This window comes from Micromonospora sp. NPDC002411 (assembly GCF_053592955.1).
Genome location: NZ_JBSFBM010000011.1, coordinates 1 through 23,250, shown reverse-complemented (window position 1 = coordinate 23,250; position 23,250 = coordinate 1). Strand labels below are relative to the sequence as shown.

The following is a 23,250-nucleotide window of genomic DNA, read 5'->3' as shown; positions in this document are numbered from 1 at the left end:
GTCGTGACCGGGGACTCGTCCGACCTCGACGGTGAACCAGTTCGCCGACCGCTTCGTGTGGATGCCGGACCGCGCGGATGGGCGTGGTCCTCCCCGAACACGAGGTGGAGCAGAGATGCTTGTGCACAGCCGGGTCGCGCTGAGCGCGATCGCACTGGCCAGCCTGGCGGCCCTGGGCGCGTGCGGCGACGAGGTGACCGGGCCGGCAGCGCCGGCCACGGCGGCCGCCCCGACGACGGCCCCCACGGCCGCGCAGCCGACGCCGAGTTCGACAGCCGAGGCCGGCACCCCGCCGGAGGTGATCGAGGCTCCGGCGACGCCGCTCGCCGCGCCGACGGTGGCGAAGACCCAGGGTCGCGTACGGATCTACAGCGGCCCGTCCGACGTCGCGCTCTCACCCGCGCCGGACACGGGACGGGGCAGCACCGTCGTCCAGCTCAACGGGACCGCGTCCGCCGAGATCGGCACGTACGTCGCCGACGGGCAGGGTCGGACGCTGTACCGGTTCGACAAGGACAGGGCCAAGCCGTCGACGTCGAACTGCAACGGTGAGTGCGCGACGATGTGGCCTCCGCTGCTCGTCAGGTCGCCGGGGCAGATCTACCCGAGCGGGATCAACCCGAAGCTCGTCGGTTACGTGGAGCGGGCCGACGGCACCTGCCAGGTGACCATCGGCGGCTGGCCGGTCTACCTGTTCGCGCAGGACGCCGCGCCGGGTGACGTCAAGGGTCAGGGGGTCGGAGGCACCTGGTTCGCGATCAGCCCGACCGGCGAGCGCACCAGGCCGCTGCCCGGTACCCCCACCACGGCCGCCAGCTGAGCCCGGAGGAGACGACGATGACGAACCCGTACGCGGGCGCCGACGGCGACTTCCCGACTCCCGCCCCTCGGTGGGCGCCGGCACCTCCGGCGCAGTGGGGGCCGGACTCCACCGGGTCACGCCCACCCGTCGAACGTCGACGGTGGGTCTCCCGGAGACTCCTGATCGCCGTCGTCGGCCCGGTGGTGGCCGTGGTGGCGCTGGTCGCGGTACTCGGACTGGTCTGGCCCGGCTTCTTCGTCACGAAGGTCTTCGACACGGCGGCCCTGCAGCAGGGGGTGCTGTCGGTGCTGCGCGACGACTACCAGCTCGACGCGGACCTCGTCGCCTGCCCACCGGGCCGGTCGGTCGAGGTGGGCAGCCGCTTCTCCTGCTCCGCCCAGGTGGCCGGCGTGCCAAAGACCGTCACCGTCACGGTGTTGTCCTCCGACGGCCGGTTCGAGGTCGGCCGGCCGCAGTGAGGTGTGCCCGGGTCAGTCCTGGCAGGTCCGTCCATTGTTGAGGCAGTCGACGACAGTCGCCATCAGCGGCTCCGGCATCAGGTTGACGAAGAATGCGTGATCGGTCAGCGGGCTGTTGCGCTGGCCGTCGAAGGCGTCGATCCGGAACGCGGCAGCCGGCGGAATGTCGTACCCGAGGGTCAGTCGGAGCCGGGGCACCGGGAAGGTGTTGCGCGGGCACGAGCCGTCCGGGGACGGGAAGACGAGGTGCGCACGGTGGCTCTCGCTGTCCGTCCGCAGGCCGTCCCAACAGCTCGGAAAGTCGTACATCCGCTGCACCCGGTCGCCGGCGGGGCATCGGGGGTACTCCGTGGTGCGCCGCTCCGCGGTGCTTGAGCACGTCCAGGTCGCCGCCACGTTCCGGCCCCCGTTGGTGATGGCCACGGCGTCCCCGACCGTGCCGGCCAGCTGCTGCGGCATCGGCACGACGGTTCCCCGGGGGTTGCCGGAGAAGGTGAGGGTCACCTCGACCGGCACCTGAATCGGGCCGTCGTGGCCGGTGTGGCCGGTGGTGCGCAGCACCGGCCAGAAGTACGTCGACAGGTCACCGTTGCGGCAGGTCGAGAGTGCCGCTGCGAGGGTCTGCGGCGTCGAGCCGACGGCGGTGGAGAGGTTGCCGACGTAGTCGTGTACGTGGTGCGGCTGCCCGGGAAAGCCGGGTGCCATCACGATGTTCGCGGTGTTGCGGTGGCCGTTCTCGTTTCGGCCACAGTCCCAGGTGTAAGTGCCGGTTGCCGCGCCCGGTGCGGCGGGGCCGGGCGGGACGAGGTTCATGTCGACGAGGTTGGTGGCCGTCGTCGGTCGCCTTCCGCCGCCAGTCTCGCTCTGCCATGCCAGGCCGCAGCCGAGCGCGACCAGCACCAGTTCCAGTGTCAGCGTCACGGTGAGGGCGCGCCGCCGCGCCGTCACGCGCTCGCCACCCGCTCGAACGTCCTGCGGCACAGTTCACACTCCCGTCGCCCAACTCGGTGGGCCGTGGTCAGGTTGGGCCAGTCGCTCCGCCGGACGCGCCCGGTTCAGCGGTCGACACGGTTGGCGAGGGGTTCTCCGGCGAGGTACCTGTCGACCTGGTCGCGCACCAGCCGGTACACGCGGTCGGTGAGCCCTTCGGTGATCGCGCCGACATGTGGGGTGATCAGAGCGTTCGCCTCCCGCCAGAGGGGGTGGCCGTCCGGAAGGGGCTCGGGATCGGTCACGTCGAGCGCGGCGCGCAGCCGGCCCGACGACAGTTCCCCGAGCAGCGCCGTGGTGTCCACCACCGGGCCACGCGAGGCGTTCACCAGAAGCGCCCCGTCAGGCAGGGCAGCCAGGAACTCGCTGTCGACCAGGTGCCGGGTCGCGGCGGTCAACGGCACCACGACGATCACCACATCGGCCCGGGGAAGCAGCACGGGCAGGTCGGCGACGCCGCGTACGCCCTCCGCCGGCCGCGCTGTCCGTGCCACGACGGTCAGGTCGACCTCGAAGGGTTCCAAGCGCCGGGCGACGGCTGCGCCCACCGAGCCCGCGCCGATCAGCAGTACGCGCCGGCCGCTCAGGTCGACACCCGGCTGCGGCTTCCAGACGCCGTCGAGCTGCGCCGAGTGCAGGGAGGGCAGGTGACGGAGCTGCGCCAGGGTGGCTGCCAGCACCCACTCGGCGGTCGCCGCGCTGTGCAGCCCACGGGCGTCGCAGATCACCGTTGTCGGTGGTGTCAGGTGGAGCCACCCGTCGGAGCCCGCGCTCGGCAGCTGCAGGACCTCCAGTGCGCGCATCCGTGGCACGACGTCGTGGAACTGCGGCTGGTCCAGCAGTGTCGGAACGAAGAAGGTGACCGTTTCGGGGTCCGAGGGCAGGGCGGCCGGGTCGTCCGCCACCTCGATCTCGACCTCCGCCGGCAGGTCGTGCAGGTAGGTCAGGCCGAGCTTGTGTGGGAGCCAAATCTTCACCGGGCGTCTCCGATCGTGCGGGTGGCCGCGCGCGTGTACCGCCGCTCATCAGGTACAACGTCATCCCGCAGCCCGTGTTCGACGCCGCGGCGCAGGTCACATCGGGCCGGGGACGGCTGGGGCGGATGAGGCGGTCGTGGCGGACCGGAGACGCTTTACTCCGAGGGCGCCTCGCACTCGAAGAGCGGATCCAGGCTGAGCCAATTGTCCCGGGCGGCCACTGCGGCTCGCTCCACCTCGTGGGCCTCACACAAATCGATGATGCGTTGGTGCTGTGCCACGGAATCGCGCCCGTGCACTGACGAGAAGCGGAGGCGTTCGAGCCGTCGCAGCATCGGCGTGAACTGCTCCAGCACGGAACGGATGGCCGAATTGGCGGCGGCCGTTACCGCGACGCCGTGGAATTCGTCGTCCGAGGCGATGGCGGCGTCGACATCGCCCGCCTGCAGAGCTGCCGCGAACCGTCGGTTGGCCGCCCGCATGGCTTCGATCTCGTCCGCGGACAGATTGGGCACCGCCTGGCGTACGGCCAGCTCGTGCATCGCTGCGGTGACCGACTGGGCAGCCCTCGCGGCCTGGACGTCCAACGGGGTGACCATGGTGTAACGGCCGGGTTTGGTCTGGACGAGGCTGGCCTCCTCGAGCCGGGCGAGCGCCTCGCGCACCGGAGTGCGGCTCACACCCAGCCACTGAGCCAGATCCGCGTCGTTGAGTCGTTCCCCCGGCGCCAGAGTGCCGTCGACAATTGCGTCACGGATCGACACGTATGCGTTTTCCCTCAACAGGGCTCGCGGGATGACACCCTGACGCTCGGGAATCGGCATGCAACATATTACACACCGCGTCGAAGCCACTGTCAACGAGTCACACGCCATACCCCACCGGGCACGATTGCACCCCTGTCACTCGTGCATCACACATATGTCAGTCAGCTCTACCAAGGTTCGGTGACGAGCCGCGCGAGTGGTTCGTCACCGACGGAGGGGAAAGCGCTGTTCCATGTCACCCACGGCGCAACCCGGCGACAGCGACGCGCAGATGCGGCACCTGGTGGCCACGCACTGCGCGCCGCTGACCCGTTTCGTGTCGAGGATGACCCTCGACGTCGACCAGAGCACCGAAGATCTGGTCCAGGAAACGATGATCCGGGCCTGGCGGAGCAACCCGACCGCCCTCACGGCGAACGAACAGACCGGCCGACGATGGTTGTTCACGGTGGCCCGGCACCTGGTCATCGACCACTACCGCCGCACGCGCGCACGACCCCTCGAAGCGACACCGTCAGCCGACGGCGTGACCGCGGACGACTCGACCGCCTCCGAGGCCCTCGCGAACGTCGCGCTGAGCGAGGCCGTGCAAAATCTCAGCCGGGAGCACCACGAAGTACTGATGGAGGTTCTCATCGAGAACCGTCCCGCCCCGGAGGTCGCCGCGCGTCTCGGGATACCAGTAGGAACGGTCCGCTCGCGGCTTCACTACGCCGTCCGATCCCTGCGGGAAGCGGTCCTCGACTGAGTGCTCATGACCGATCGTCCTGGTACAGCAGTCGAGCGACCTGGGCCGGGTGTTCCAGGTGTGGCAGGTGACCACCGGGCAGCACCGTGACGACGGCCGTCGGCAGGGCCGCGGTCAACCACTCGACATAGGGAGCTGGCGGCTGCGCGCCGGTCACCCACCGGTAACCGACGCCCCGGTCGGCGATCGTCCGCAGATCCGCCTCGCGATCGACGGCGATCTGCCCGTCGTCGCCGTGCAGAAGCTCGTTCCAGTAACCCAGCAGCAGATCGCGCCTCGGTGCGGTGGCGGTCTCCGCGAGGTGCCGCGCCTCGCCTCGTAGCGACTCGATCCCCATGCCGGCCACCATGCGCTCCCAGACGGCGCGCCATTCGGGGCCACGCAGCTCCGGCTCCGCCGCCCGTACGACGTCGCCGAAGGGGCCCGGCAGCAGGAACTGGTCCAGGTTGACGACGGCGCTCGTGGGATAGCGAGCGGCGTAGATCGTGGCGATCACACCGCCCACGGAGTGACCCACCACCGTCGGCGGCCGGGTCAGACCCGCCGAGGTGATCTGACTGTGCAGGAGCTCGGCAACCTCGCGCAGGTCGTACGACGCGCGGGGTGGCGCGTCGCCATGGCCCGGCAGGTCCAGGGCGAGGACCTTGCGGTCCGGTTGCAGGACCGCAAGTTCGCGACGCAGCGGGTCCCAGTGCCGCCGATCGAAGGTGAGTCCGTGAAGCAGAACGATTGGAGATGACATACCCGTTCGGCGTAACCACGCACTGAACGAATCGTGCGTGGCCCCGGTCACAGCTGCCAGCGCGCCGGCCCACCGGCTGCGGGCTGATAGCGGAAGTAGCTGCCGGTGTGTACCGACGCCCGCAGGTGCGCCGCCACGATGGGAGCGACCGGCTCCAGCCTGGTGAGCACCGCCCGCAGGGCACGTGTCGCGTTGACCCGGGCTCGTTCCGCTTCGGCGCTGTGCGAGCGGGTCCGACCCCCCAGGCCGGCAGCCCGCCGCAGTTCAGCCAGCAGCGCGCTCCTCTCCGCCGCGAACGTCGCGGCGAGTTCGACGTCGCCGGTGCGGTCTGCCACGTCCATCTGACGCGCGAGGTCGTCGAGCCGTTTGCGGTACGCCGCGCGGGCTGCGGTGTCGAGCACCGGTTCGGGCGCGGGCGCCACGAGGCCGGCGCCGCCGGCGGCCAGATCCAGCGCGGCGATCTCCTGGCCGGGTGCGGCCAGGAGGGCACGCAGGAAGTGCAGACCCCTGACGTCACGAAGGCGGGCATGCTCCGTACCGGCGTCGATGATCCAGTCGTCGCCGTCGCGTCCCAGTCTCCACACGTCGGCGCTCGGCTCGGCGTCGGCGGCCGGTGAGCCGTCCGCCGCCTTCGGGGGCGCTGTCTCGTCGGACAACCCCGGCGGGCCGGCGGGTACCGGCAGGCCGAGCCCTTCCGCTATCGATGCCGCCTGCGCCCGATCCCCACGGGCTGCGAGGGTGGCCGCCAGCCACGGCAGGGCACCGAGCCTCTCCTCCTGGGCGACAGCCCTGTCGAAGTGCGCCCGCGCTTGGTCGGACCGCCCGAGCCGGGCGGCCAGACGCCCCAGATAGTCGTCGACCGGCCCCGCGATCGTGTTTGCCCCGCCCCAGACCACCAGGCGACCGGCGTAGGGAAGGAGAGCATCGTAGAGGGCCTCAGCGGCAGTCGGCGCTGCGCCGAACGAGGCGACGAAGGCCAGGTCGGCCACCGCGCCGAGCCAGCGGGGACCCGCGCCCGCCAGCACCGACGGCAGCAGGCGATCCACTTCCAGCAGGGCCTCGGTGACCTCTCCTGACTCCGCCAGAGCACGGGCGGCGGTCACCTCGAAGAAGTGTCCGGGCAGTCGCCGCGCGAGCGCGCGCAACGTCTCGACCTCGCCTGCCGCGTCGCCGCGCAGAAGGGCCAGTCGACCCCGCACCGACGCGGTCAGCCGGTAGGCGTCTGCCAGGCCGACCCGCCGCCCCGTCTCGGTCACCTCGACGGCAAGCGCCTCCGCAAGCGCGAAGCGGCCCCGGACCAGCGCCAGAACGGCGTGCCGGGACAGGGCGATGACCGCGGCCTCGGGGTCGCCGTCCCGCTCCCCCGCCCGGGCGTACGCCACCAGAGCGGCTTCGGCCGCGTCCAGGTCGCCGAGTTCGGCCAGCGCGACGAAACGCCAGAACAGCCCTCGCCGTTCGAGGACGGCATCCCCGGCCCGGCGGGACAGGTCGATGATCTGGGACGCCGTGGACAGACGCTCGTCGGCGGCGGCCGGATCCCACAACGCGTGCAGTCGCCCGTCCAACACCTCGGCGAGGGTCCCCGGGTCGTCGGAGTCCCTGGCGAGCCGAACCGCCTCGTCGACGAGTTCCCGCCGTCGGGCCGGGGCGGACGGGTCGCCGAGCATCTCTCCGGCAAGCCGCGCCAGCACGCGAGCCCGGGTGGCCGGCGGCAGCGCACGCGACGCAGCGTCCTCAAGCAGCCGGATCAGCCCCGTGTCGAGGGCGAGGAACTGACCTCGCGAAGGCGAGGTGAGGGCAAACTCGACGACGGCGTCCTCGCCGGCTCCGGGCGGCACGGCCGCCGCGAGGTCGAGAGCCGGCCCGGGCCAGCCGGCGGTGAGCAACCAGACCGCGTGCACAGTGCCGATCGGCATCCCCGGCAGGGCGGCAGCCAGTTCCGCTTCGGTCAGTGGGGCGAGATACAGGTGCTGGCAGGGGTGCCTCGCCTCGACCGTGGTGGCCAGGACCGTGGTGGCCAGGACCGCTGCGCCGCCGCGTACCAACCGGTCGAGGTCGGCCTCCGTCGCGGTCTGGCCGAGGTCGTCCAGGATCACCAGCCGGGGGCCGGCTCCGTCGGCTGTCGCCGTCCGATCCACCGGCAGGCCACGCTGCCGGGCGAGCTCCGCCGCCGCGTCGCCGAGCGCGGTCTTTCCCGACCCCGGCGGTCCGACGACGATCAGGCACCCGCCCCTACCGGCGACCGCGCCGTCCAGCAGCCGTCGGACGGCGGCGAGCTCACGGCGACGACCGATCATCTCCTGAGGGTAGGTGCTGCTGCTGGGCCTGCCCTGTCGACTCTTCTCGCCACCAGACGACTGAGGCATCGGGACAAGGTCCGCAATCGGAGGATTGGACGTACGGTCGGCTTTCCGATTATGTTTGCAGCACATTCTCCACCGTCTTTGATATGGCAGGGAAGTAACTCCTCAAATTCGACGTAACTAGCAATGAAGTAGATTTCCACTCCCTCTCTGTACGCTCTGATCTGACCTGCTGGACTTCTACCGGGAAGAATCATGACCAGAGCGGCGAGCACCATTGGGCCCGAGCTTCGCACGCACGACGAATCTGCCACGCCACATCCGACCTGCCGCGTCGAGGAACATATGCGCGACATTCACCGGAACAACGGCAGCGCCCTGCTCTACTTTCTGCGCGGATTCGTGTCCCCCGGCGTCGGCCACACCGCCGAGGATCTGCTTCAGGAGACCATGCTGCGTGCCTGGCGCAAGCTCGACACGGTGCCGACCGAGCCCGAGTCGCAGCGGCGCTGGTTGTTCGCTGTGGCCCGGCGGCTGGCCATCGACGCGCACCGCAAGCGACAGGCCCGACCGGCCGAGGTGAGCCTCCTCGACACCGAACCCGCAGGCTTCGGGAGCGAGGCGGCGAACACGGCCATCGCCACGGTCACGATGCGACGCGCCATCGGTCGACTCAGCACCGACCACCGGTCCGTGCTCACGGAGTTGTACGTCAAGGGGCACACCCTCGATGAGACCGCCGCTCGGCTGCGCGTTCCGGTCGGCACCGTCAAGTCCCGCGCGCACTACGCCACGCAGTACCTTCGCAACGCCCTCATCAACGAGTGAGCCGGCTCGCCAGGGTGCGGGCACCCGGACGAGCCGGCGGACTACCAGGATGGCTCAGGAGCCCAGCGGGCGGTCGAACATGTACGCGCGGAACGACTGGTACTTCCCGGCCTTGAAGGTTCGGAACGTGCCGAGATTCCACTGGTCACCCGTGCAATTGGGACCGGTGAACGCGCTGACCTGTTCGATGGTGCGCTCGCCGGTGAGTGAGTCCGCCGTCGGCGGCATCGCCAGGCAACTACCGTCGGGTTCGGCCACGTAGAGGACCGAGCGAGCGAAGGTGCCCTCGAAAATGCTCAGCCCCGTTTCCGGTACGTCGACGGCCAGTGCCGGCTGAGCCTGCATTCCGACCATCGCCGCGACACTGGCCACGGTCAAACCCGCGACGACACGAATCCTCTTACCCATGGTGGCACCCTCCCGAGTTGAGTCCATGCGGGGAAACGGGGCCGAAAGCCCGTCCCGCACGCCACCAACAGCGTCACTCGCGGGGCCGTGGGGAACAACCATTCGATGCCGTGACTAGACAGACAGAAAATTACCGATGTCGGATTGAATTTCGGCGCGCCCCATCCGTAGCAGCTGTGGACCTGCGGTCAGGTCGCGGCGAGACGGTCGAGGGCACGTCGGGCGAGTTCGGCGAGGACGAATGACGCGTCGGCCAGGACCGAGTCGTCGAAGACGGCGTGTGGGCTGTGGTTGGTCGCGGCGGTCGCCGGGTCGGCGGCGGCGCTCGCTCCGAGGTGGAGGTAGCACCCCGGCACCTGGTTCAGCACGCGGGAGAAGTCCTCCGCAGCGGCGATGGGCGTGGCCATCGGCTGGAACCGGTCGGGGCCCAGCGCGTCCCGTACCACCGCGGCGGCAAACTCGTACTCGTCGGCGTCGTTCACCGTCACCGGGTACCCGTCCTCGTAGGCGGCCTCGGCTGTCGTCCCGTACGCCTGGGCCACCGACTCGCACAACCGGTTGAGTTCGGCTCTGACCCGCGCGCGGTTCGCTTCCGAGAACGTGCGGATCGTGCCGGTGAGCTCGGCCTGCTCGGGAATGATGTTCGACCCGGCGCTCGCCTGCATCGTCGTGATCGTGACGACGACCGGATCGAACGGGTCGAAGGTGCGGGTGAGCATCGCGGGGATGGACGTGATGATCTGCGCGGCCACCGGGATCGGATCGTTGGCCAGGTGCGGCATCGACGCGTGGCCGCCCTTTCCGTTCACCGTCACGGTGAGCGCGTCGACGCCGCCCATGAGGGTGCCTGGTCGGCTGCGGAAGACGCCCCGAGAGGTCCCGTAGGAGCGCACGTGCAGGCCGTATGCCGCCCGTACCCGGGAACCGGCGGCATCGAGCACCCCCTCGTCGATCATCCGGGCGGCGCCGTCCCACCCCTCCTCGCCGGGCTGGAACATGAACACGACGTCGCCGGCCAGCAGGTCGCGGTGCTCAGCGAGGGTGCGGGCCGCACCGACCAGGGCGGCGGTGTGCAGGTCGTGCCCGCACGCGTGCATCGTGCCGGGCGTGCGGCTCGCGTACTCCAGGCCGGTCGCCTCGGTCTGCGGCAGCGCGTCCATGTCCGCGCGCAGCAGGACCGCCGGGCCGGGTCGGCCGCCGCGCAGGACCGCCGTCACCGATGTCAGCCCGGCGCCGCGGGACACTTCCAGCCCCAGGCCGTCGATCGACTCGATGACGGCCGCCTGCGTACGCGGCAGGTGGAGACCGGTCTCGGGGTACGCGTGCAGGTCCCGTCGCAGACGGACCAGCTCTGGTTGGAGCCTGTGTGCGGTCTCGCGCAGGACGTTGACGTGGTCTTGGTTGGTCACGGCGGGTCGGTCTCCTGGTCGGTGGCCGGTGAGTCGGTCACTCAGCGGGTGTCTTCACGGGTTGAGGGCGTCGCGGGCGTACCGCGCGCTGCTCGGGGAACGTCCAGCCGAAGCGGACGGCGGCCAGACGGACGGACGTGGTCACGACCACGCAGACGAGACCCGCGACCAGAATCGGTGTGCCGAAGGCGGTGAGCAGGACGAGTGCACCGGCACCGGCCCCGGCGGCGACGGCATAGAGGGTGCCGACCTGGAGGAAGGAGATCGGCAGGCTCAGGATGACGTCGCGCAGCATGCCGCCCCCGATGGCTCCGATGACTCCCACGACCAGCGCCCCGGCTTCGCCGACGCCGAGAGACAACGCCTTCGAGGCCCCGATCGCGCCGAACAGCCCCATGACGACCGCGTCCAGCACGGTGATCAGCCAGTCGGCTCGCGCCAGCGCCGGCTGTGGCAGCATGCCCAGGACCGCCGAGGCCCCGGCCACCAGCAGGTACCAGTTCTTCCAGATCACGACGGGCGGCTGGTTGAGCACGACGTCACGCAGGAGGCTTCCTCCGAGCGCGACGGCGAGCCCGATGACGATGACGCCGAGCAGGTCGATGCGGCGATGCCTCTCTCCCGCGGCGAACAGGGCGCCCTGAAGGCCGCCGAGGCCCGCGGCGAGGAGTTCGATCCACAGTGCCACCTGGAACGTCGTGCTGGACATGCGGCGTCACGCTCCGGGTAGCTCGGGGGCCGGCTCGCGGTGGTGCGGTACGTGCGAGCCGGCCCTGGGTCAGGGGTGGTGGTGCGTCAGCGAGCGCCGCCGGCGTTCTGCGCGGCGGTGACGATCACGTCGGAGACGACGCCGGGCTGCGTCGCGAAGAGGGCGTGGCTGGCCGCGACGTTGGTGATCTTCGCCTTGATGCGCGTGGCCATGTGCTGCAGCATCGCCTGGTCGAAGGCCCGGTCGTCGGACGCGATGACGGCCCAGCTCGGCTTGTCGCGCCAGGCGGCGTTCTTCACCGGCGTCGAGAAGGCCGCCATGTTGACCGGCACCTGCGAGTCACGCAGGAAGGCGGCGTCGGTGTCGCTGGCGTCCGCGGCGAACCCGGCCTTGAACGTGTCGGGGTTGAGGAACCCGTATCCGTCCTCGGCGACGTCGATGACGAAGTCGGGTGTCGGGCCGAATCCCTCGTACTGCTGGGCGGTGGTCTCACCCGCGTCCGGTGCCAGCGCGGACACGTAGACCAGTCCAGCGACGTTCGGGTGAACTCCCGCCTCGGTGATGACCGTGCCGCCCCAGGAGTGGCCGACGAGAATCGTCGGGCCGTTCTGCCTGTCGAGCACCCTCGTGGTCGCCGCGACGTCGTCCTCCAGCGAGGTGAGCGGGTTCTGCACGATCGTGACCCGGTAGCCCAGGGTCGTCAGCTTGTCGTACACACCGCGCCAGCCCGAACCGTCGGCGAACGCGCCGTGCACCAGCACGACGTTCTCGATTCCTCGACCGTTGGTGCTCATGAGGTTTCCCCTTCCGTCGCCGCGCCGGCTCACCCCGGGCGGGGTCCTGTACGAACCGGCAACCACCGGCTCCAGTGTGCAGTATATTGCATGCGGAGTATCGCAACAAGGATGCTCGGACCTGTGATCGGCCGCTCGTTCGACCGAGTAACGGCTGAAAGCGCCAGCAAGACTCCGGCCCCTTCGCCTGGCGGCGTCGAATTGGAAGGTCAGGATGTCCGCCATGGGGAGGATCGTCCGGGTCATGCCGGTTGCCGGTGCCGTTCCGTTCCAGAACGACGGGAGTACGGCGATCCCCTGGTCGGAACGCAACGCCGCCACGTCCTCCCGCCACCGCGGCCACAACAGGCCGTCGTAGAAGTGCGGCAGTTCACCGGACACCGACCAGGTCAGCCACTCGCGGTGGGACAGCCTCATCCTGGTCCAGTCCAAGGACCGTGGATCGAAGTAGATGACCTCGCCGGGCACACCGGGCCGCCCTGCGGCCGGCCGTAGGCCGTTGAGGAAGAAGACGCCACCCAGCACGTCGTTCGCCACGATCAGACCCTCGGTCGGCGTCCACGTCCAGTCCACGTCGACCGGGAAGGCGTTGACCTGACCGATGCTGGGAAGGCTGACCTCCGCGGACGGTGAACCACCGAAGATGCCCAACCACCCGTCGTAGAGCAGGATGCCGCCGCGGGGTCGTCGAGGTCGAGTATCACCGGTCACCCCTTCCATCCATACCTCGAACGGAATCGCGGCCGTGAAGTTCAGCGCCGGACCAGGGCTCGGGCCGCCGTATCCGCATCAAGGCGGTCCAGGCGATCGCGGATGTCGGCCACCTGCGGCACGCTGAGATGGCGAACCAGATCGAGTGCCTCCTGCCACGCCTCGCGGGCGCCGACCCGGTCGTCCACTGCCAGCGCGACGTCGCCGAGGTGCACCAGACACCCGACCCTGTTCATGCGCGACCCGGCCTGCCGGTACACGGCAGCCGCGCGCTTCATGCCCACCAGCGCGCCCGACAGGTCACCTCCGACCCGGCGGCCGTGGGCCAGGGTCTCGTGACACAGCCCCTGGCCGTCGAGGTCACCGAGCGCCTCGGCGATCGACAGGGCCCGTCCGACCAGGTCCGCGCTGGCGTCGTGCCGACCGAGACCGGAGTAGGCGGTGGCGAGACAACACAAAACGGACACCTGGTTGGGCAAATCCTCCAACGACTCGACGAGGCGCAGAGCCCGCTCGTGGTAGGCCACGGCATCGCGGTAGTTCTCCTGCGTGGAGCTGACCTGACCGAGATCGCGGTACACCAGCGCCTGCTCCGACCGATACCCCAGCCCGTTGTAGAGGTCCAGCGCCTGCCGCAGGAGACGCGCCGCGGTGTCGTCGTCACCGAGCGCATGCTCGGCGCCGGCGAGGCTCCACACCATGTGCGCACGGCCGATGGCGTCACCGGCGGTGGTGACCGCCCGCAGACATGCCCGTGCGACAGTGACCCAGTCCTGCCACCAGCCCTCGCGCTGATAGAAAATCTGCAGGCTCATCGCCAACTGCCAGGCCGACGCCACATCCCCGTCTTCGATCTGGCGGTGGACCACTGCCTTGAGGACGTGTCGGTCGGCGTTCAGCCAGGCGACTGCCTCCGTGGCGCCGGCCAACTGTCCGACGGCCACCGTGTCCATCGCCTTCGGCGGGTCCAACGCCTGCCCGGGGGCCAGTAGCCGGCTGGCCGCGTACGCCGTCTGCTGGTAGTGCTGGACGAGCCGGCGCGATGCCTGCTCCCTGGCCTCGTCGTCCTCGTGCAGGTGGACCAGCTCTCGCGCGTAGGCCCAGACGAGGTCGTGCGTGGTGAAGCGGCCCGGTGTGTGTTCGACGATCAGCCCGGTCCCCACCAGTTCGCAGACGAGCAGCCGCGCCTCGCCCACTGGCACGCCGGCGAGACTGGCCATCGCGGGGACAGTGACGTCCGGAACGGGCTGGAGCGACAGCAGCCGGAACATGCGGGCCGCGCGGGCACCGAGCATCCGGTACGACCACGAGAAGATCGCCCGGATGTCGTCGCTCATGTCGGAGAAGCCGTCCAGGCTGCCCTGGGCGTCTCGTAGTTCCCGGGCGATGGCGGTCAGCGAGTGATCCGGATGGGACAGGGCCCGGCCGGCGACCACAGCGAGCGCCAGCGGGAGCCGCCCGCAGCGCTCGATGATCTCGTCCAGGGCCGGCAGGTCCGCAGATGTTCGCGCCGTCCCGATCCGAGCGGTCAGGAAGCTTCGCGCGTCCTCCTGCGACAGGACGTCGAGCGTCATCAGGTGGGCGCCGTGCGCCGTGGCCAGCCCGGTGAGGCGCTTACGGCTGGTGACGAGCACCAGGCAGCCGGGAGCGCCCGGCAGCAGGGAACGTACCTGCTCGACGCTGTGGGCGTTGTCCAGCACGACGAGGATTCGGCGGCTGGCCAGGACACTGCGATACAGGCCGGACCGGGCGTGCTGGCTCGCCGGCATGTCGGCGTCCGCGACGCCGAGGGCATTGAGGAAGCCCTGAAGGGCTTCGGCGGGATGCAGCAGGGACTGCTCGGGGTCGAAGCCCTGGAGATCGACGTACAACTGCCCATCCGGGTACGCGTCGGCCAACTGGTGGGCGAGGTGGATGGCGAGGGAGGTCTTCCCGATGCCGGGGATCCCGTCGATGGCGAGCACCGGCATCGACGCCTGCGTCAACACGTGACCATTGACCAGGCTGAGGGTGCGGCGCTGCGCGTCGTCCCGGCCGGTGAAGTGCGGAAGGTCGGCCGGCAACTGGGCGGGCAGCACTTCGGTGAGCGACGGCGCACGGGCGATCTGCACTCGGCCCGAGTGTGGGCTCGGGGACGAGGGCTCGTCGGCGACCGACGCAGTGGTTCCGGCGGCGTTCTGCCGCAGCACCACCTGGTACGCCTCGCGCAACTCCTCCCCCGGATCCACGCCCAACTCCTCGGCGAGTCGACGGCGGACATTCTGGAACAGCGCGATGGCCTCGGCCTGCTGCCCGTCGGCGGACAACGCGAGGAGGAGCTGGGCCTGCAGTGCCTCGTCCCACGGACGGTGGTCCGCCACGCAGCGCAACACGGGAAGGACTGATCGGGCTCGTTCCAGCCGCAGTGCCAGCGAGGTGGCCTCGCGGGCCAGGTCCGCGCACTCATGGTCGACGACGCTGAACGCGAGGTGATCGTTGGCGCCGAGCTTCGACGCCCCGCCGCACGGACCACGCCACAGGCCGAGCGCCTCCTCGTAGGCCGACATCGCCTCGGCGAACCGTCCGGCGCCCCCGTCCGACCTGGCTTGGTCGGCCAGGGAACGCAGTCTCAGCAGGTCCAGGTTGCCGGCGTCGACCTGCATCCGATATCCGGCGGCGTCGCCCAGCAGCCATCGTCCAGCGGATCTCGCCGGAAGACCGGGCTCGAACAGACGCCGCAGTGCGCCTACGTACCGGTGCACGACGTTCACGGCGCTCTGCGGCGGATGCTGCCCCCACACCACCTCGATGATCTCGCCGACGCTGACGGGTTGTCCGGCGTTGGCCAGCAGCAGACCCAGGATCAGACGTTGTTGGCGAGGACCGAGATCCACCTGCTCGCCCTTGCGCCAGACCCGCACGGGCCCGAGCACGCCGAAACACAGTGGTGTCTCGTCGTCATGGGTGACGGTCACGATCCCAACCCTCCTTCGTCCACCTGGGAACTGTCGTGAGATCTTCCGGTGCCGCCCGGCACACCGACGTCTGGCGTCGTTCGACGGTGCGCGCCCAGTCCGCCGTTCGGCGTGACACACATTCGGGAGGCGTAACCCCGGGCTGAACGGGCTGTTCATGGCGTGGGTCACATCGCGACGCGTCCCTGTCCGGGCCGCATCGCCCACTCCCTCTCCCCGGACCGGCTTCCCTTACCAAAATCCAGCCCGCATCGTGCAATATATTGCATAATGGCGTCGCCGCCAATCAGAAGCATCGCGGCTGTGGCCGTCACCACGGTCTTCCACGAACCGGTGTCGCGCGGACAGTCCTCGGCGAGGGCGACCAGGCCACACCAACACTGACGCTCGTCGATGTTGCCAGAACGCCTTCAGACGTGTTGGAATGGCTCATATCGCCGCAGCGCGGGGGCAACCGTGCTGGGAACGGCATGCACGGGAGCATCGCAGTGCCGGCAGCGCGCCGTTTGGGCAGGCGCTCGCTTGCCGCACCGCCGGGCCATCTCCACGACGACGGGCGTCCTGCCGGCTGGCGACCCCGCCCGTCGTCAGAACCCCCGGTACGTGTCCCCGGCGGCCGACGCGCTCGACGTCCGATCCGCCGGCCGCATCCGATTCGGCCTGCCAGCGCATCAGAACCGGCGACGAGGTGAGAAGCAGTCATGATTTCCCGACAGAGTTTCGCGGGGTGGTACCGACACCGCCTGGTGTGGGTGGCGGTGATCCTGTTGGCGACGTCGGCCGGCACGGCCGTACTGGTCAACCGCTCCGACTCGAAGGCGGAGCCGGCGGATCTGCAGGCGCAGATCGTGGCCCGGATGCGTACGACGCTCGAACGGGTGGACCCGGGGCAGCACAACCACGCCGGGCACAGCGCCCAGCAGGTGACCGCCGGGGAGGAGAAGCCGCCAGTGATCTGCGGCGTCCGCGTCTACGGCTACGAGCCGGCCGAGGTGACCACACTCGCCGACGTGCAGACGGTCTACGGCTTCCACCTCTGCGGGGTCGCCGAGCGGAAGCGCCCCTGGGACGTGGCCGTCAAACTGGCCGGTCCGGTGATCATGGACATGTCCTCCGACCCTCCGGGCATCCAGGTGGTCGAGGCGACCGAGGACGTCAGGTTCATCGACCGGCTGCGGCAGATGTTCCCGCCCAAGTACGCGACGGTGGCGCAGGAGGAGGCGCTGACGGCCGCGGAGATGGCCGACCAGCGTCGCCGGTACGACGCGGCAGCCGGACTCTGACCACGCCGCGCAGGGCGTCGCTCCCACACACGACCGGCCGCCGGGCGCGGAGCCGCCAAGCCGTGAGCTGACTTTCCGGGCACCGCGGTGGATGCCTGCGCGGGCGATGCCGCAGCTGCGGACCTCGTGCACAGACCCGCCATTGATCCGACGATTACGGACAGCTCGATCCACATCCGACTATAGGTAGATCAACATTGATATTTACATCTATTAATGCAACAGTGGCCTTGGGAGCGTTCCCACCCCCACCCCCCGCACCAACGAACGGAGGATGAACAGTGCGTTCACACCAGTTAGGTCAATCCGGCGGACCGTCCCGGTCAACCATCCGTCGGTCGCTCCAAGCGCTCGTCCTGCTGTTCGCGATGGTGGTCGGCACGCTGCCGTTCACCGGGGCCGCCCAGGCTCACGGCACGATCATCAACCCGGCGAGTCGGGCCTATCAGTGCTGGAAGACCTGGGGCAACCAGCACATGAACCCGGCCATGCAGCAGCAGGACCCGATGTGTTACCAGGCCTTCCAGTCCAACCCCGACACCATGTGGAACTGGATGAGCCAGCTGCGCGATGGCCTCGCCGGCCAGTTCCAGGCCCGCACCCCGGACGGACAGCTGTGCAGCAACGGCCTCTCCCGGAACAACTCCCTCAACCAGTTGGGAGCCTGGAAGGCGACGACCGTCAGCAGCAACTTCACTGTCCAGCTGTACGACCAGGCCAGCCACGGAGCTGACTACTTCCGGGTGTACGTCACCAAGCAGGGCTTCAACCCGGCCACGCAGCAGCTCGGCTGGGGCAACCTCGACCTGGTCGCGACGACCGGGCGGTACGCGCCGGCGCAGAACATCTCGTTCAACGTCTCGGCGTCCGGACGCAGCGGGAACCACATCCTGTTCGTGATCTGGAAGGCGTCCCACATGGACCAGACCTACATGTGGTGCAGCGACATCAGAATCGCCTGATCAGCGACGCGGCAACACTCCGGCCCAGGGCGTTTGGCGTCCTGGGCCGGAGCGCATCCGGCGTCGCAGCACCCGAGCAGGGCCGACGCCTGACCACATCTTGAGGTCAGGCGTCCTTGTCGTTGCGCGGCCAGAGATCCGCAGCCCAGCCGCCAGATCGCAACAGGCCCGAAACTACCGGTTGATATCCCTGGAATTTTCTGCCAGCCTGAAGGCCATCGATGAGTGTGAACGTTAACATGATCATTTTCCCGCTGGAGGTGCCACACCGACCACCGAGCCACCCACCGTCCCGTGGCAACACCCACCGTGCAGCCGCGCCCAGCGCCCGCCACCACATCGGCCAGGCGACCGGGCCCACCCATCGCAACCCTCTATCCGCTGGTCAGGTCGCTCCAACCGACTCAGCCAAGGTGAACGCCCGATGTCACGCCCAGCCCGGTCAGACGAGCTCGACATCGGCACCGCCACCGTCCGAAGAGGCCGTTCCACCCGACCAGCGACAGATGTTCCCCATCCCACCACTGGAGGATCACCATGGCTCCCCGGACCCGTCCCACCCGACGTTTCCGAGCAAGAACGCTCGTACTTTCCGGAACTGCTGCGATAGTTGCGGCCCTGGTCGTATCGCTGCTGCCCAACCTCGCCCAGGCCGCCGAGACCACCCTCGGAGCCGCCGCGGCCCAGTCCGGCCGGTACTTCGGTGCCGCCGTCGCCGCGAACAAGCTCAACGACAGCGCGTACACGACGATCCTGAATCGGGAGTTCAACAGCATCACTCCCGAGAACGAAATGAAGATCGACGCGACCGAGCCGCAGCAGAACAACTTCACCTTCGGCAACGCGGACCGGATCGTGAACCACGCGCTCTCCCGAGGCTGGAAGGTCCGCGGCCACACCCTGGCCTGGTATTCGCAGCAGCCCGGCTGGATGCAGAGCATGGAAGGCTCCGCGCTGCGCAGCGCGATGCTCAACCACGTCAGCCGCGTGGCCGGCTACTACAAGGGCAAGATCTACTCGTGGGACGTGGTGAACGAGGCGTTCGAGGACGGCAACAGCGGGGCCCGTCGTAACTCGAACCTCCAGCGCACCGGCAACGACTGGATCGAGGCGGCTTTCCGTGCCGCCGACGCGGCGGACCCGGACGCGAAGCTCTGCTACAACGACTACAACACCGACAACTGGACCTGGGCCAAGACCCAGGCCGTGTACAACATGGTGCGCGACTTCAAGTCGCGTGGCGTGCCGATCGACTGCGTCGGGTTCCAGTCGCACTTCAACGCCAACTCGCCGTACAACAGCAACTACCGCACGACGCTGTCGAGCTTCGCCGCCCTCGGGGTGGACGTGCAGATCACCGAGTTGGACATCGAGGGCTCGGGCACGACGCAGGCCAACACCTACCGCAGCGTGGTCAACGACTGTCTCGCCGTGGCTCGCTGCAACGGGCTCACGGTCTGGGGCGTGCGGGACTGCGACTCGTGGCGCTCCGGTGGCACCCCGCTGCTCTTCGAGTGCAACGGCAACAAAAAGGCCGCCTACACGGCCACCCTGGAGGCGCTGAACAGCGCGGGCCCCGGCACCACCCCCACGCCCACCACGCCGGGCCCCACCCCCACCGTCCCACCGGGCTCGGCCAGCGAGATCGTCGGCGCGCAGTCCGGCCGGTGCGTCGACGTGCCGAACGCGGCCACCACCAACGGCACCAGAGTGCAGCTCTACGACTGCAACAAGCAGACCAACCAGGCCTGGACCTACACCTCGGGCAAACAACTCCAGGTGTACGGCAACATGTGCCTCGACGCGGCAGGCACCGGCAACGGGGCAGCGGTGCAGATCTACAGCTGCCACAGCCAGACCAACCAACAGTGGAACGTCAACTCCAACGGCACCATCAGCAACGTGCAGTCCGGTCGATGCCTGGACGTCTGGAGCACGGCCAACGGCGCCCAGATCCAGCTCTACGACTGCCACAGCCAGACCAACCAGCAATTCCGGGTCACGCCTCTCGCATGACGACCATGCCGCGCCCGGCGAACGACGTGTCCGAGGGCGTGCAGGTCGGCACGTTCGAGGACGAGATCCCTGAACAGGCGCACTGAAGTGGGCGGGCTCGGCGTGAACGCCGGGTCCGCCCGCTCGTACCGCTGAACCACGGCTTCGACGGTGACCGCACTCTGCTTGACGCTCCGGTCGTCTGATCACCGCACGGCGTCGTCACGACCGCCCGCCGTCCTTGCGATCGACGAGGTGATCGAGAAGGGCACCTAGCCGGCGGTCGCGCGGGCGGCGGTGTCGATGAGGTCGGCGACCTGGCCTGGTTGAGAGACCGCCACGGCGTGGGACCCGTCGACCTCGATCGTGGTGGACCCGGCCCGGTCGGCCATGAACCGTTGCAGGTCCGGCGGAATGCCCTTGTCCTGCTTGCTGATCAGGGTCCACGACGGGATGGACTTCCAGGCAGTCTTGGTCACGGATCCCGTCTGGGCGCTCTGCGCGGCGGGCCGCTGCGTGACCGCCATCAGCGCAGCGAGGTCGGGGTCGACGTCGGCGGCGAACACCGCCGGGAACTTGTCCGTTTCGATGTACTGCTCCATGGACGTCGACCCGTCGGGAAGACGGAACGGAACCATCTTGATGGAGGTACCGAGTTCACTCCCGGGATACTTCGAGATCAGGTCGAGCACGCTTTCGCCGACGTCCGGGCTGACGCTGGCGACGTACACCAGAGCCTTCACGTTCGCGGCACCATCCGCAGCCTCGGTTATCACGATTCCGCCATAGGAATGAGCGACCATGACGACCGGACCCTCGATGCTGTCCACGACGGAACGAACATAGGCGGCGTCCTGCTGCACGTCACGCAGCGGGTTGGCGACGGCCATGGCCGGGTAGCCTCGACGCTTGAGGTTGGCGATCACCCCGTTCCAGCTCGACGAATCGGCGAACGCCCCATGGACGAACACAACAGTGGGCAGCCCTGCCTTCTGGCCGGGCGAGTCAGGTGCAGCGGTCATTCGGCATCACCTTTCGGAAGCCCCCTGCCGCTGACGTCACCACACGTGCGTAGGCGGCGTGGACGTTCGACGGGGTGTCTCACTCGCAGCCCCGTGACGGCCCGGGATCCGGGCCTCGGAGGGCGGTACAGCACCAATATCCAGCACGGATGAGACCTCTGTCAGCGAAATCCGAAAGCCGCTCGGCGGGCCGCTACCCAGGGGCGGAGAGCTAACCCTGCGACGAACCGTCGCCAGCGGTGGCGGCGCGCATCTCCTTGAGCACGTAGGTGGCGGCCTGCTCGACGACGCGGATGCCCTCCTTCTGACTGACGTGGTGGTCGGAGAGTACGGCGATCAGCCAGTCATGACGGGCCTCGACGATCCGTCCGATGCTGTTGACGAGCCAGCGACCACCGTCGACGTCAGCGGTGTCCCAACCGTTCTTGACGTACACGGAAGCACTGCCCGGCTCCCGCCCGGCGGTGACTCCCCATCGCTGCTCGGGGATCACCTTTTTCATGAGGCCCATGACGAAGGTACGGTCCTGCGGGGTCAACGGTCCCGTCGGCGATGTCAACGCGGTCAGCAGACGGAGCTGGTCGGCAGCCGTGGTCGTGGTGAGGCCCCAGTGTGAACTGGGCCTGGTCTCCCGCAGACCGAGTGCGCGGTTCGCGGCGGTGAGGCCGCGCGAGCCGTCGATCCGCTGCCACAGCGCCACCGCCGCATCGTTGTCACTGGACACGATCATGGCTTCGGCCAGTCGCCTGGTGTCGGAACTCAGGGCCTTGCCCGCCGGTTTCTGGCGCAGCAGCAGGGCCGCGAGGATGTCGACCTTGACGATGCTGGCCGTCTCGAACCGTTTGGCACCGACCGCCACCGCAGCCGTGCCCTGTCGATCCAGTGCCGCCACCGCCAGGTGACCGTCGTACCGCTCCACGTAGGCCTCGATACGCGTCCGCGCCTCGGCGACCCGGTCGATGGCCGGTGTCGTGGGGATCGGACTGGCCGGAGAAGGACCGTGCGACGGGCCGGCTCCCCCGCCGTCGCGAGCGCGTGTGGCACCGAAGGCAGCCGTCGCGACACCCGCCAGAGACATGGTGACCGCGGAGAGGACCCAACGGCGTGGCAGCTGCCGACCTCCCCGCTCAGCCAAGACGGGCCACCGCCTTCGCCGCGATCGAATCCAGCGCAGCCTGGCTCCCCAGCTCGGGCACCCGGACCGTCGAGACCGTCTCGCCTCGTCTCAGCATCACGACGTACGTGACGGTATTCGGCCTGCCGGCGCGCTCGATGCGGCCGCGGATGAGGATGCCGGCGTCCCCCAGATAGCGGGGATCGACGACCTCGAAGGAAACGCGCGCCCCTTGGACCAGGTAACTCGCGCACCGCTGCAGGACCCGACGAACGTCATCGACATTCCGCTCGGCCCACCCCGGTTCGTACGTCTCCACCACGTGGTGGGCCAACGACGAGCCGTCCGACGGCCGGTAGTAGCGCTCCGAGGCGGCGAGTCGGTGCGACTTCGCCGCGTAGTCGCTGCTCTGATAGTCGGGGCAGTCGTTCTGTTCCCACGGCCAGGGCGGCAGACCGGCACGAACGTCGTCCTCGTGCCAGTTCGAACCCAAATCCCCCGCCCCCAGCAGCATGCCCGGACCGCCCGGCTCAGCGCTCGCGGTGTGTCGCTCGTCGGGGTCGGCGCCGGGCTCCGACCGTTGACACCCGGTGGCCATCACCACCAACGCCGACAGGACCACCGGTACGACAGCGATCGAGCCGCGACCTCTGCCGCGACTCCGGCCTCGGCACGCCCCGCTGCTCGATACGGACACGGAACCTCCCCAACGCAGATAGTTGCCACCGCAGGTCACGCCTCGGACGGCGACGAGTGGCACGCTCGCCGCCGCTTCACCGAAGCGGCGGGTGCCGTTCGACCCCGGAGCCCTCGGAGCCGTCGCACCCCGGCCGCAGACGGGACCGGTCAATGGCGTTCCTCGGCGAACAACTCGGAACGGGTCTCGCCGAGCAACTGGCGCAGGCGGTCGAGGGAGCGCATGCTCTGGCTCTTGACGACGGCGGTGGAGACGCCCACCACCTCGGCAGTTGCCTCCACGCTCAGGTCGTCCCAGTAGCGCAGGACGATGATCGCCCGATCCCGTAACGGCAGGGTGGCGACCGCGTCCAGCAACGTCATACGCAGCTCGGCCGGATGTTCCTCGCCCCGATCCGGCGGCGCCGACATCGCCAACTCGCGGCTGGAACGACGCCGCTGCTGGTCGATCATGCAGCGCAGCAGTACCTTGCGGGCGTACGCGTGGGGGTCGTCGGCCCGGCGGACCCGGCTCCAGTTGGCGTACACCTTGGCCAGCGTCGTCTGGGTGAGGTCCT

The 23,250-nt window shown here is 69.3% G+C and carries 21 protein-coding genes; 7 read left to right on the top strand and 14 right to left on the bottom strand.

All coding sequences use genetic code 11. From position 1 onward, the window contains the following. Positions 1–115 precede the first annotated feature (115 nt). On the top strand, positions 116–820 hold the full coding sequence (locus ACWCO3_RS02955; RefSeq protein WP_244311641.1) for a COG4315 family predicted lipoprotein: 705 nt from the start codon (positions 116–118) through the stop codon (positions 818–820). A gap of 17 nt (positions 821–837) precedes the next feature. Next, on the top strand, positions 838–1,281 hold the full coding sequence (locus tag ACWCO3_RS02950) for a DUF4333 domain-containing protein (RefSeq protein WP_357928770.1): 444 nt from the start codon (positions 838–840) through the stop codon (positions 1,279–1,281). Positions 1,282–1,293: 12 nt separating this feature from the next. On the opposite strand, the gene ACWCO3_RS02945 is transcribed toward ACWCO3_RS02950, so the two are convergent. From ACWCO3_RS02945 to ACWCO3_RS02935, 3 genes are all read right to left on the bottom strand, one after another. Continuing rightward, entirely contained in the window at positions 1,294–2,229 is a 936-nt protein-coding gene (locus ACWCO3_RS02945) for a DUF1996 domain-containing protein (RefSeq protein WP_145780115.1), read from the bottom strand. Positions 2,230–2,336: 107 nt separating this feature from the next. Beyond that, entirely contained in the window at positions 2,337–3,248 is a 912-nt protein-coding gene (locus ACWCO3_RS02940) for a 2-hydroxyacid dehydrogenase (protein ID WP_145780114.1), read from the bottom strand. 155 nt (positions 3,249–3,403) lie between these two features. Continuing rightward, positions 3,404–4,072, bottom strand: a complete 669-nt coding sequence (locus ACWCO3_RS02935; RefSeq protein ID WP_450008192.1) for a GntR family transcriptional regulator — start codon at positions 4,070–4,072, stop codon at positions 3,404–3,406. A 175-nt stretch (positions 4,073–4,247) separates the two neighbouring features. Here ACWCO3_RS02935 and ACWCO3_RS02930 point away from each other — a divergent pair, with 175 nt between their 5' ends. Continuing rightward, positions 4,248–4,763: a sigma-70 family RNA polymerase sigma factor gene (locus tag ACWCO3_RS02930; protein ID WP_145780112.1), complete on the top strand. Its 516-nt coding sequence runs from the start codon at positions 4,248–4,250 to the stop codon at positions 4,761–4,763. Positions 4,764–4,767: 4 nt separating this feature from the next. Here ACWCO3_RS02930 and ACWCO3_RS02925 read toward each other — a convergent pair whose 3' ends face one another. Both ACWCO3_RS02925 and ACWCO3_RS02920 read right to left on the bottom strand, forming a co-directional pair. After that, entirely contained in the window at positions 4,768–5,505 is a 738-nt protein-coding gene (locus tag ACWCO3_RS02925) for an alpha/beta fold hydrolase (RefSeq protein WP_145780111.1), read from the bottom strand. A 47-nt stretch (positions 5,506–5,552) separates the two neighbouring features. Beyond that, positions 5,553–7,802 carry an AAA family ATPase gene (locus ACWCO3_RS02920; RefSeq protein ID WP_450008190.1) on the bottom strand — a complete coding sequence of 750 codons (2,250 nt, stop codon included), beginning with the start codon at positions 7,800–7,802 and terminating at the stop codon, positions 5,553–5,555. Positions 7,803–8,153: 351 nt separating this feature from the next. On the opposite strand from ACWCO3_RS02920, the gene ACWCO3_RS02915 reads away from it, so the two are divergent. Continuing rightward, positions 8,154–8,636, top strand: coding sequence for a sigma-70 family RNA polymerase sigma factor (locus ACWCO3_RS02915; RefSeq protein ID WP_167524813.1), 483 nt, complete (start codon positions 8,154–8,156; stop codon positions 8,634–8,636). 54 nt (positions 8,637–8,690) lie between these two features. Here the strand turns inward: ACWCO3_RS02915 and ACWCO3_RS02910 are convergent, their stop codons facing one another. From ACWCO3_RS02910 to ACWCO3_RS02890, 5 genes are all read right to left on the bottom strand, one after another. Next, positions 8,691–9,044, bottom strand: a complete 354-nt coding sequence (locus ACWCO3_RS02910) for a hypothetical protein (protein ID WP_145780108.1) — start codon at positions 9,042–9,044, stop codon at positions 8,691–8,693. Positions 9,045–9,232: 188 nt separating this feature from the next. Next, entirely contained in the window at positions 9,233–10,453 is a 1,221-nt protein-coding gene (locus ACWCO3_RS02905; protein WP_450008187.1) for a M20 metallopeptidase family protein, read from the bottom strand. A 37-nt stretch (positions 10,454–10,490) separates the two neighbouring features. Then, positions 10,491–11,162: a trimeric intracellular cation channel family protein gene (locus ACWCO3_RS02900; protein WP_450008185.1), complete on the bottom strand. Its 672-nt coding sequence runs from the start codon at positions 11,160–11,162 to the stop codon at positions 10,491–10,493. An 86-nt stretch (positions 11,163–11,248) separates the two neighbouring features. Then, complete coding sequence (locus tag ACWCO3_RS02895) at positions 11,249–12,667, bottom strand: alpha/beta fold hydrolase (protein WP_450008183.1); 1,419 nt, start codon at positions 12,665–12,667, stop codon at positions 11,249–11,251. A gap of 41 nt (positions 12,668–12,708) precedes the next feature. After that, on the bottom strand, positions 12,709–15,621 hold the full coding sequence (locus ACWCO3_RS02890; RefSeq protein ID WP_450008181.1) for an AfsR/SARP family transcriptional regulator: 2,913 nt from the start codon (positions 15,619–15,621) through the stop codon (positions 12,709–12,711). 701 nt (positions 15,622–16,322) lie between these two features. On the opposite strand from ACWCO3_RS02890, the gene ACWCO3_RS02885 reads away from it, so the two are divergent. The 3 genes from ACWCO3_RS02885 (at position 16,323) to ACWCO3_RS02875 (ending at position 19,882) form a co-directional block, all read left to right on the top strand. After that, entirely contained in the window at positions 16,323–16,904 is a 582-nt protein-coding gene (locus tag ACWCO3_RS02885) for a hypothetical protein (RefSeq protein WP_450008179.1), read from the top strand. A 368-nt stretch (positions 16,905–17,272) separates the two neighbouring features. Continuing rightward, complete coding sequence (locus ACWCO3_RS02880) at positions 17,273–17,866, top strand: lytic polysaccharide monooxygenase auxiliary activity family 9 protein (protein WP_145780103.1); 594 nt, start codon at positions 17,273–17,275, stop codon at positions 17,864–17,866. A gap of 537 nt (positions 17,867–18,403) precedes the next feature. Next, positions 18,404–19,882: an endo-1,4-beta-xylanase gene (locus tag ACWCO3_RS02875; protein WP_450008177.1), complete on the top strand. Its 1,479-nt coding sequence runs from the start codon at positions 18,404–18,406 to the stop codon at positions 19,880–19,882. Positions 19,883–20,133: 251 nt separating this feature from the next. Here ACWCO3_RS02875 and ACWCO3_RS02870 read toward each other — a convergent pair whose 3' ends face one another. The 4 genes from ACWCO3_RS02870 to ACWCO3_RS02855 all read right to left on the bottom strand — a co-directional run. Next, positions 20,134–20,883, bottom strand: coding sequence for an alpha/beta fold hydrolase (locus ACWCO3_RS02870; RefSeq protein WP_145780100.1), 750 nt, complete (start codon positions 20,881–20,883; stop codon positions 20,134–20,136). A 211-nt stretch (positions 20,884–21,094) separates the two neighbouring features. Then, positions 21,095–22,018 carry a serine hydrolase gene (locus ACWCO3_RS02865; protein WP_145780099.1) on the bottom strand — a complete coding sequence of 308 codons (924 nt, stop codon included), beginning with the start codon at positions 22,016–22,018 and terminating at the stop codon, positions 21,095–21,097. Then, on the bottom strand, positions 22,011–22,601 hold the full coding sequence (locus ACWCO3_RS02860) for a hypothetical protein (RefSeq protein WP_145780098.1): 591 nt from the start codon (positions 22,599–22,601) through the stop codon (positions 22,011–22,013). The genes ACWCO3_RS02865 and ACWCO3_RS02860 overlap by 8 nt, the downstream gene beginning before the upstream one ends. 242 nt (positions 22,602–22,843) lie before the next feature. Then, on the bottom strand, positions 22,844–23,250 hold a 407-nt coding region (locus ACWCO3_RS02855; RefSeq protein ID WP_450008174.1), incomplete at its 5' end, for a sigma-70 family RNA polymerase sigma factor.

Excerpts from the sequence above, each read along its gene's own strand:
- ACWCO3_RS02955 (WP_244311641.1), top strand. The coding sequence starts at position 116 with ATGCTTGTGCACAGCCGGGTCGCGCTGAGCGCGATCGCACTGGCCAGC.
- ACWCO3_RS02950 (WP_357928770.1), top strand. The coding sequence starts at position 838 with ATGACGAACCCGTACGCGGGCGCCGACGGCGACTTCCCGACTCCCGCC.
- ACWCO3_RS02935 (WP_450008192.1), bottom strand. The coding sequence starts at position 4,072 with ATGCCGATTCCCGAGCGTCAGGGTGTCATCCCGCGAGCCCTGTTGAGG.
- ACWCO3_RS02930 (WP_145780112.1), top strand. The coding sequence starts at position 4,248 with ATGTCACCCACGGCGCAACCCGGCGACAGCGACGCGCAGATGCGGCAC.
- ACWCO3_RS02925 (WP_145780111.1), bottom strand. The coding sequence starts at position 5,505 with ATGTCATCTCCAATCGTTCTGCTTCACGGACTCACCTTCGATCGGCGG.
- ACWCO3_RS02920 (WP_450008190.1), bottom strand. The coding sequence starts at position 7,802 with ATGATCGGTCGTCGCCGTGAGCTCGCCGCCGTCCGACGGCTGCTGGAC.
- ACWCO3_RS02915 (WP_167524813.1), top strand. The coding sequence starts at position 8,154 with ATGCGCGACATTCACCGGAACAACGGCAGCGCCCTGCTCTACTTTCTG.
- ACWCO3_RS02910 (WP_145780108.1), bottom strand. The coding sequence starts at position 9,044 with ATGGGTAAGAGGATTCGTGTCGTCGCGGGTTTGACCGTGGCCAGTGTC.
- ACWCO3_RS02900 (WP_450008185.1), bottom strand. The coding sequence starts at position 11,162 with ATGTCCAGCACGACGTTCCAGGTGGCACTGTGGATCGAACTCCTCGCC.
- ACWCO3_RS02885 (WP_450008179.1), top strand. The coding sequence starts at position 16,323 with ATGATTTCCCGACAGAGTTTCGCGGGGTGGTACCGACACCGCCTGGTG.
- ACWCO3_RS02880 (WP_145780103.1), top strand. The coding sequence starts at position 17,273 with ATGGTGGTCGGCACGCTGCCGTTCACCGGGGCCGCCCAGGCTCACGGC.
- ACWCO3_RS02875 (WP_450008177.1), top strand. The coding sequence starts at position 18,404 with ATGGCTCCCCGGACCCGTCCCACCCGACGTTTCCGAGCAAGAACGCTC.
- ACWCO3_RS02870 (WP_145780100.1), bottom strand. The coding sequence starts at position 20,883 with ATGACCGCTGCACCTGACTCGCCCGGCCAGAAGGCAGGGCTGCCCACT.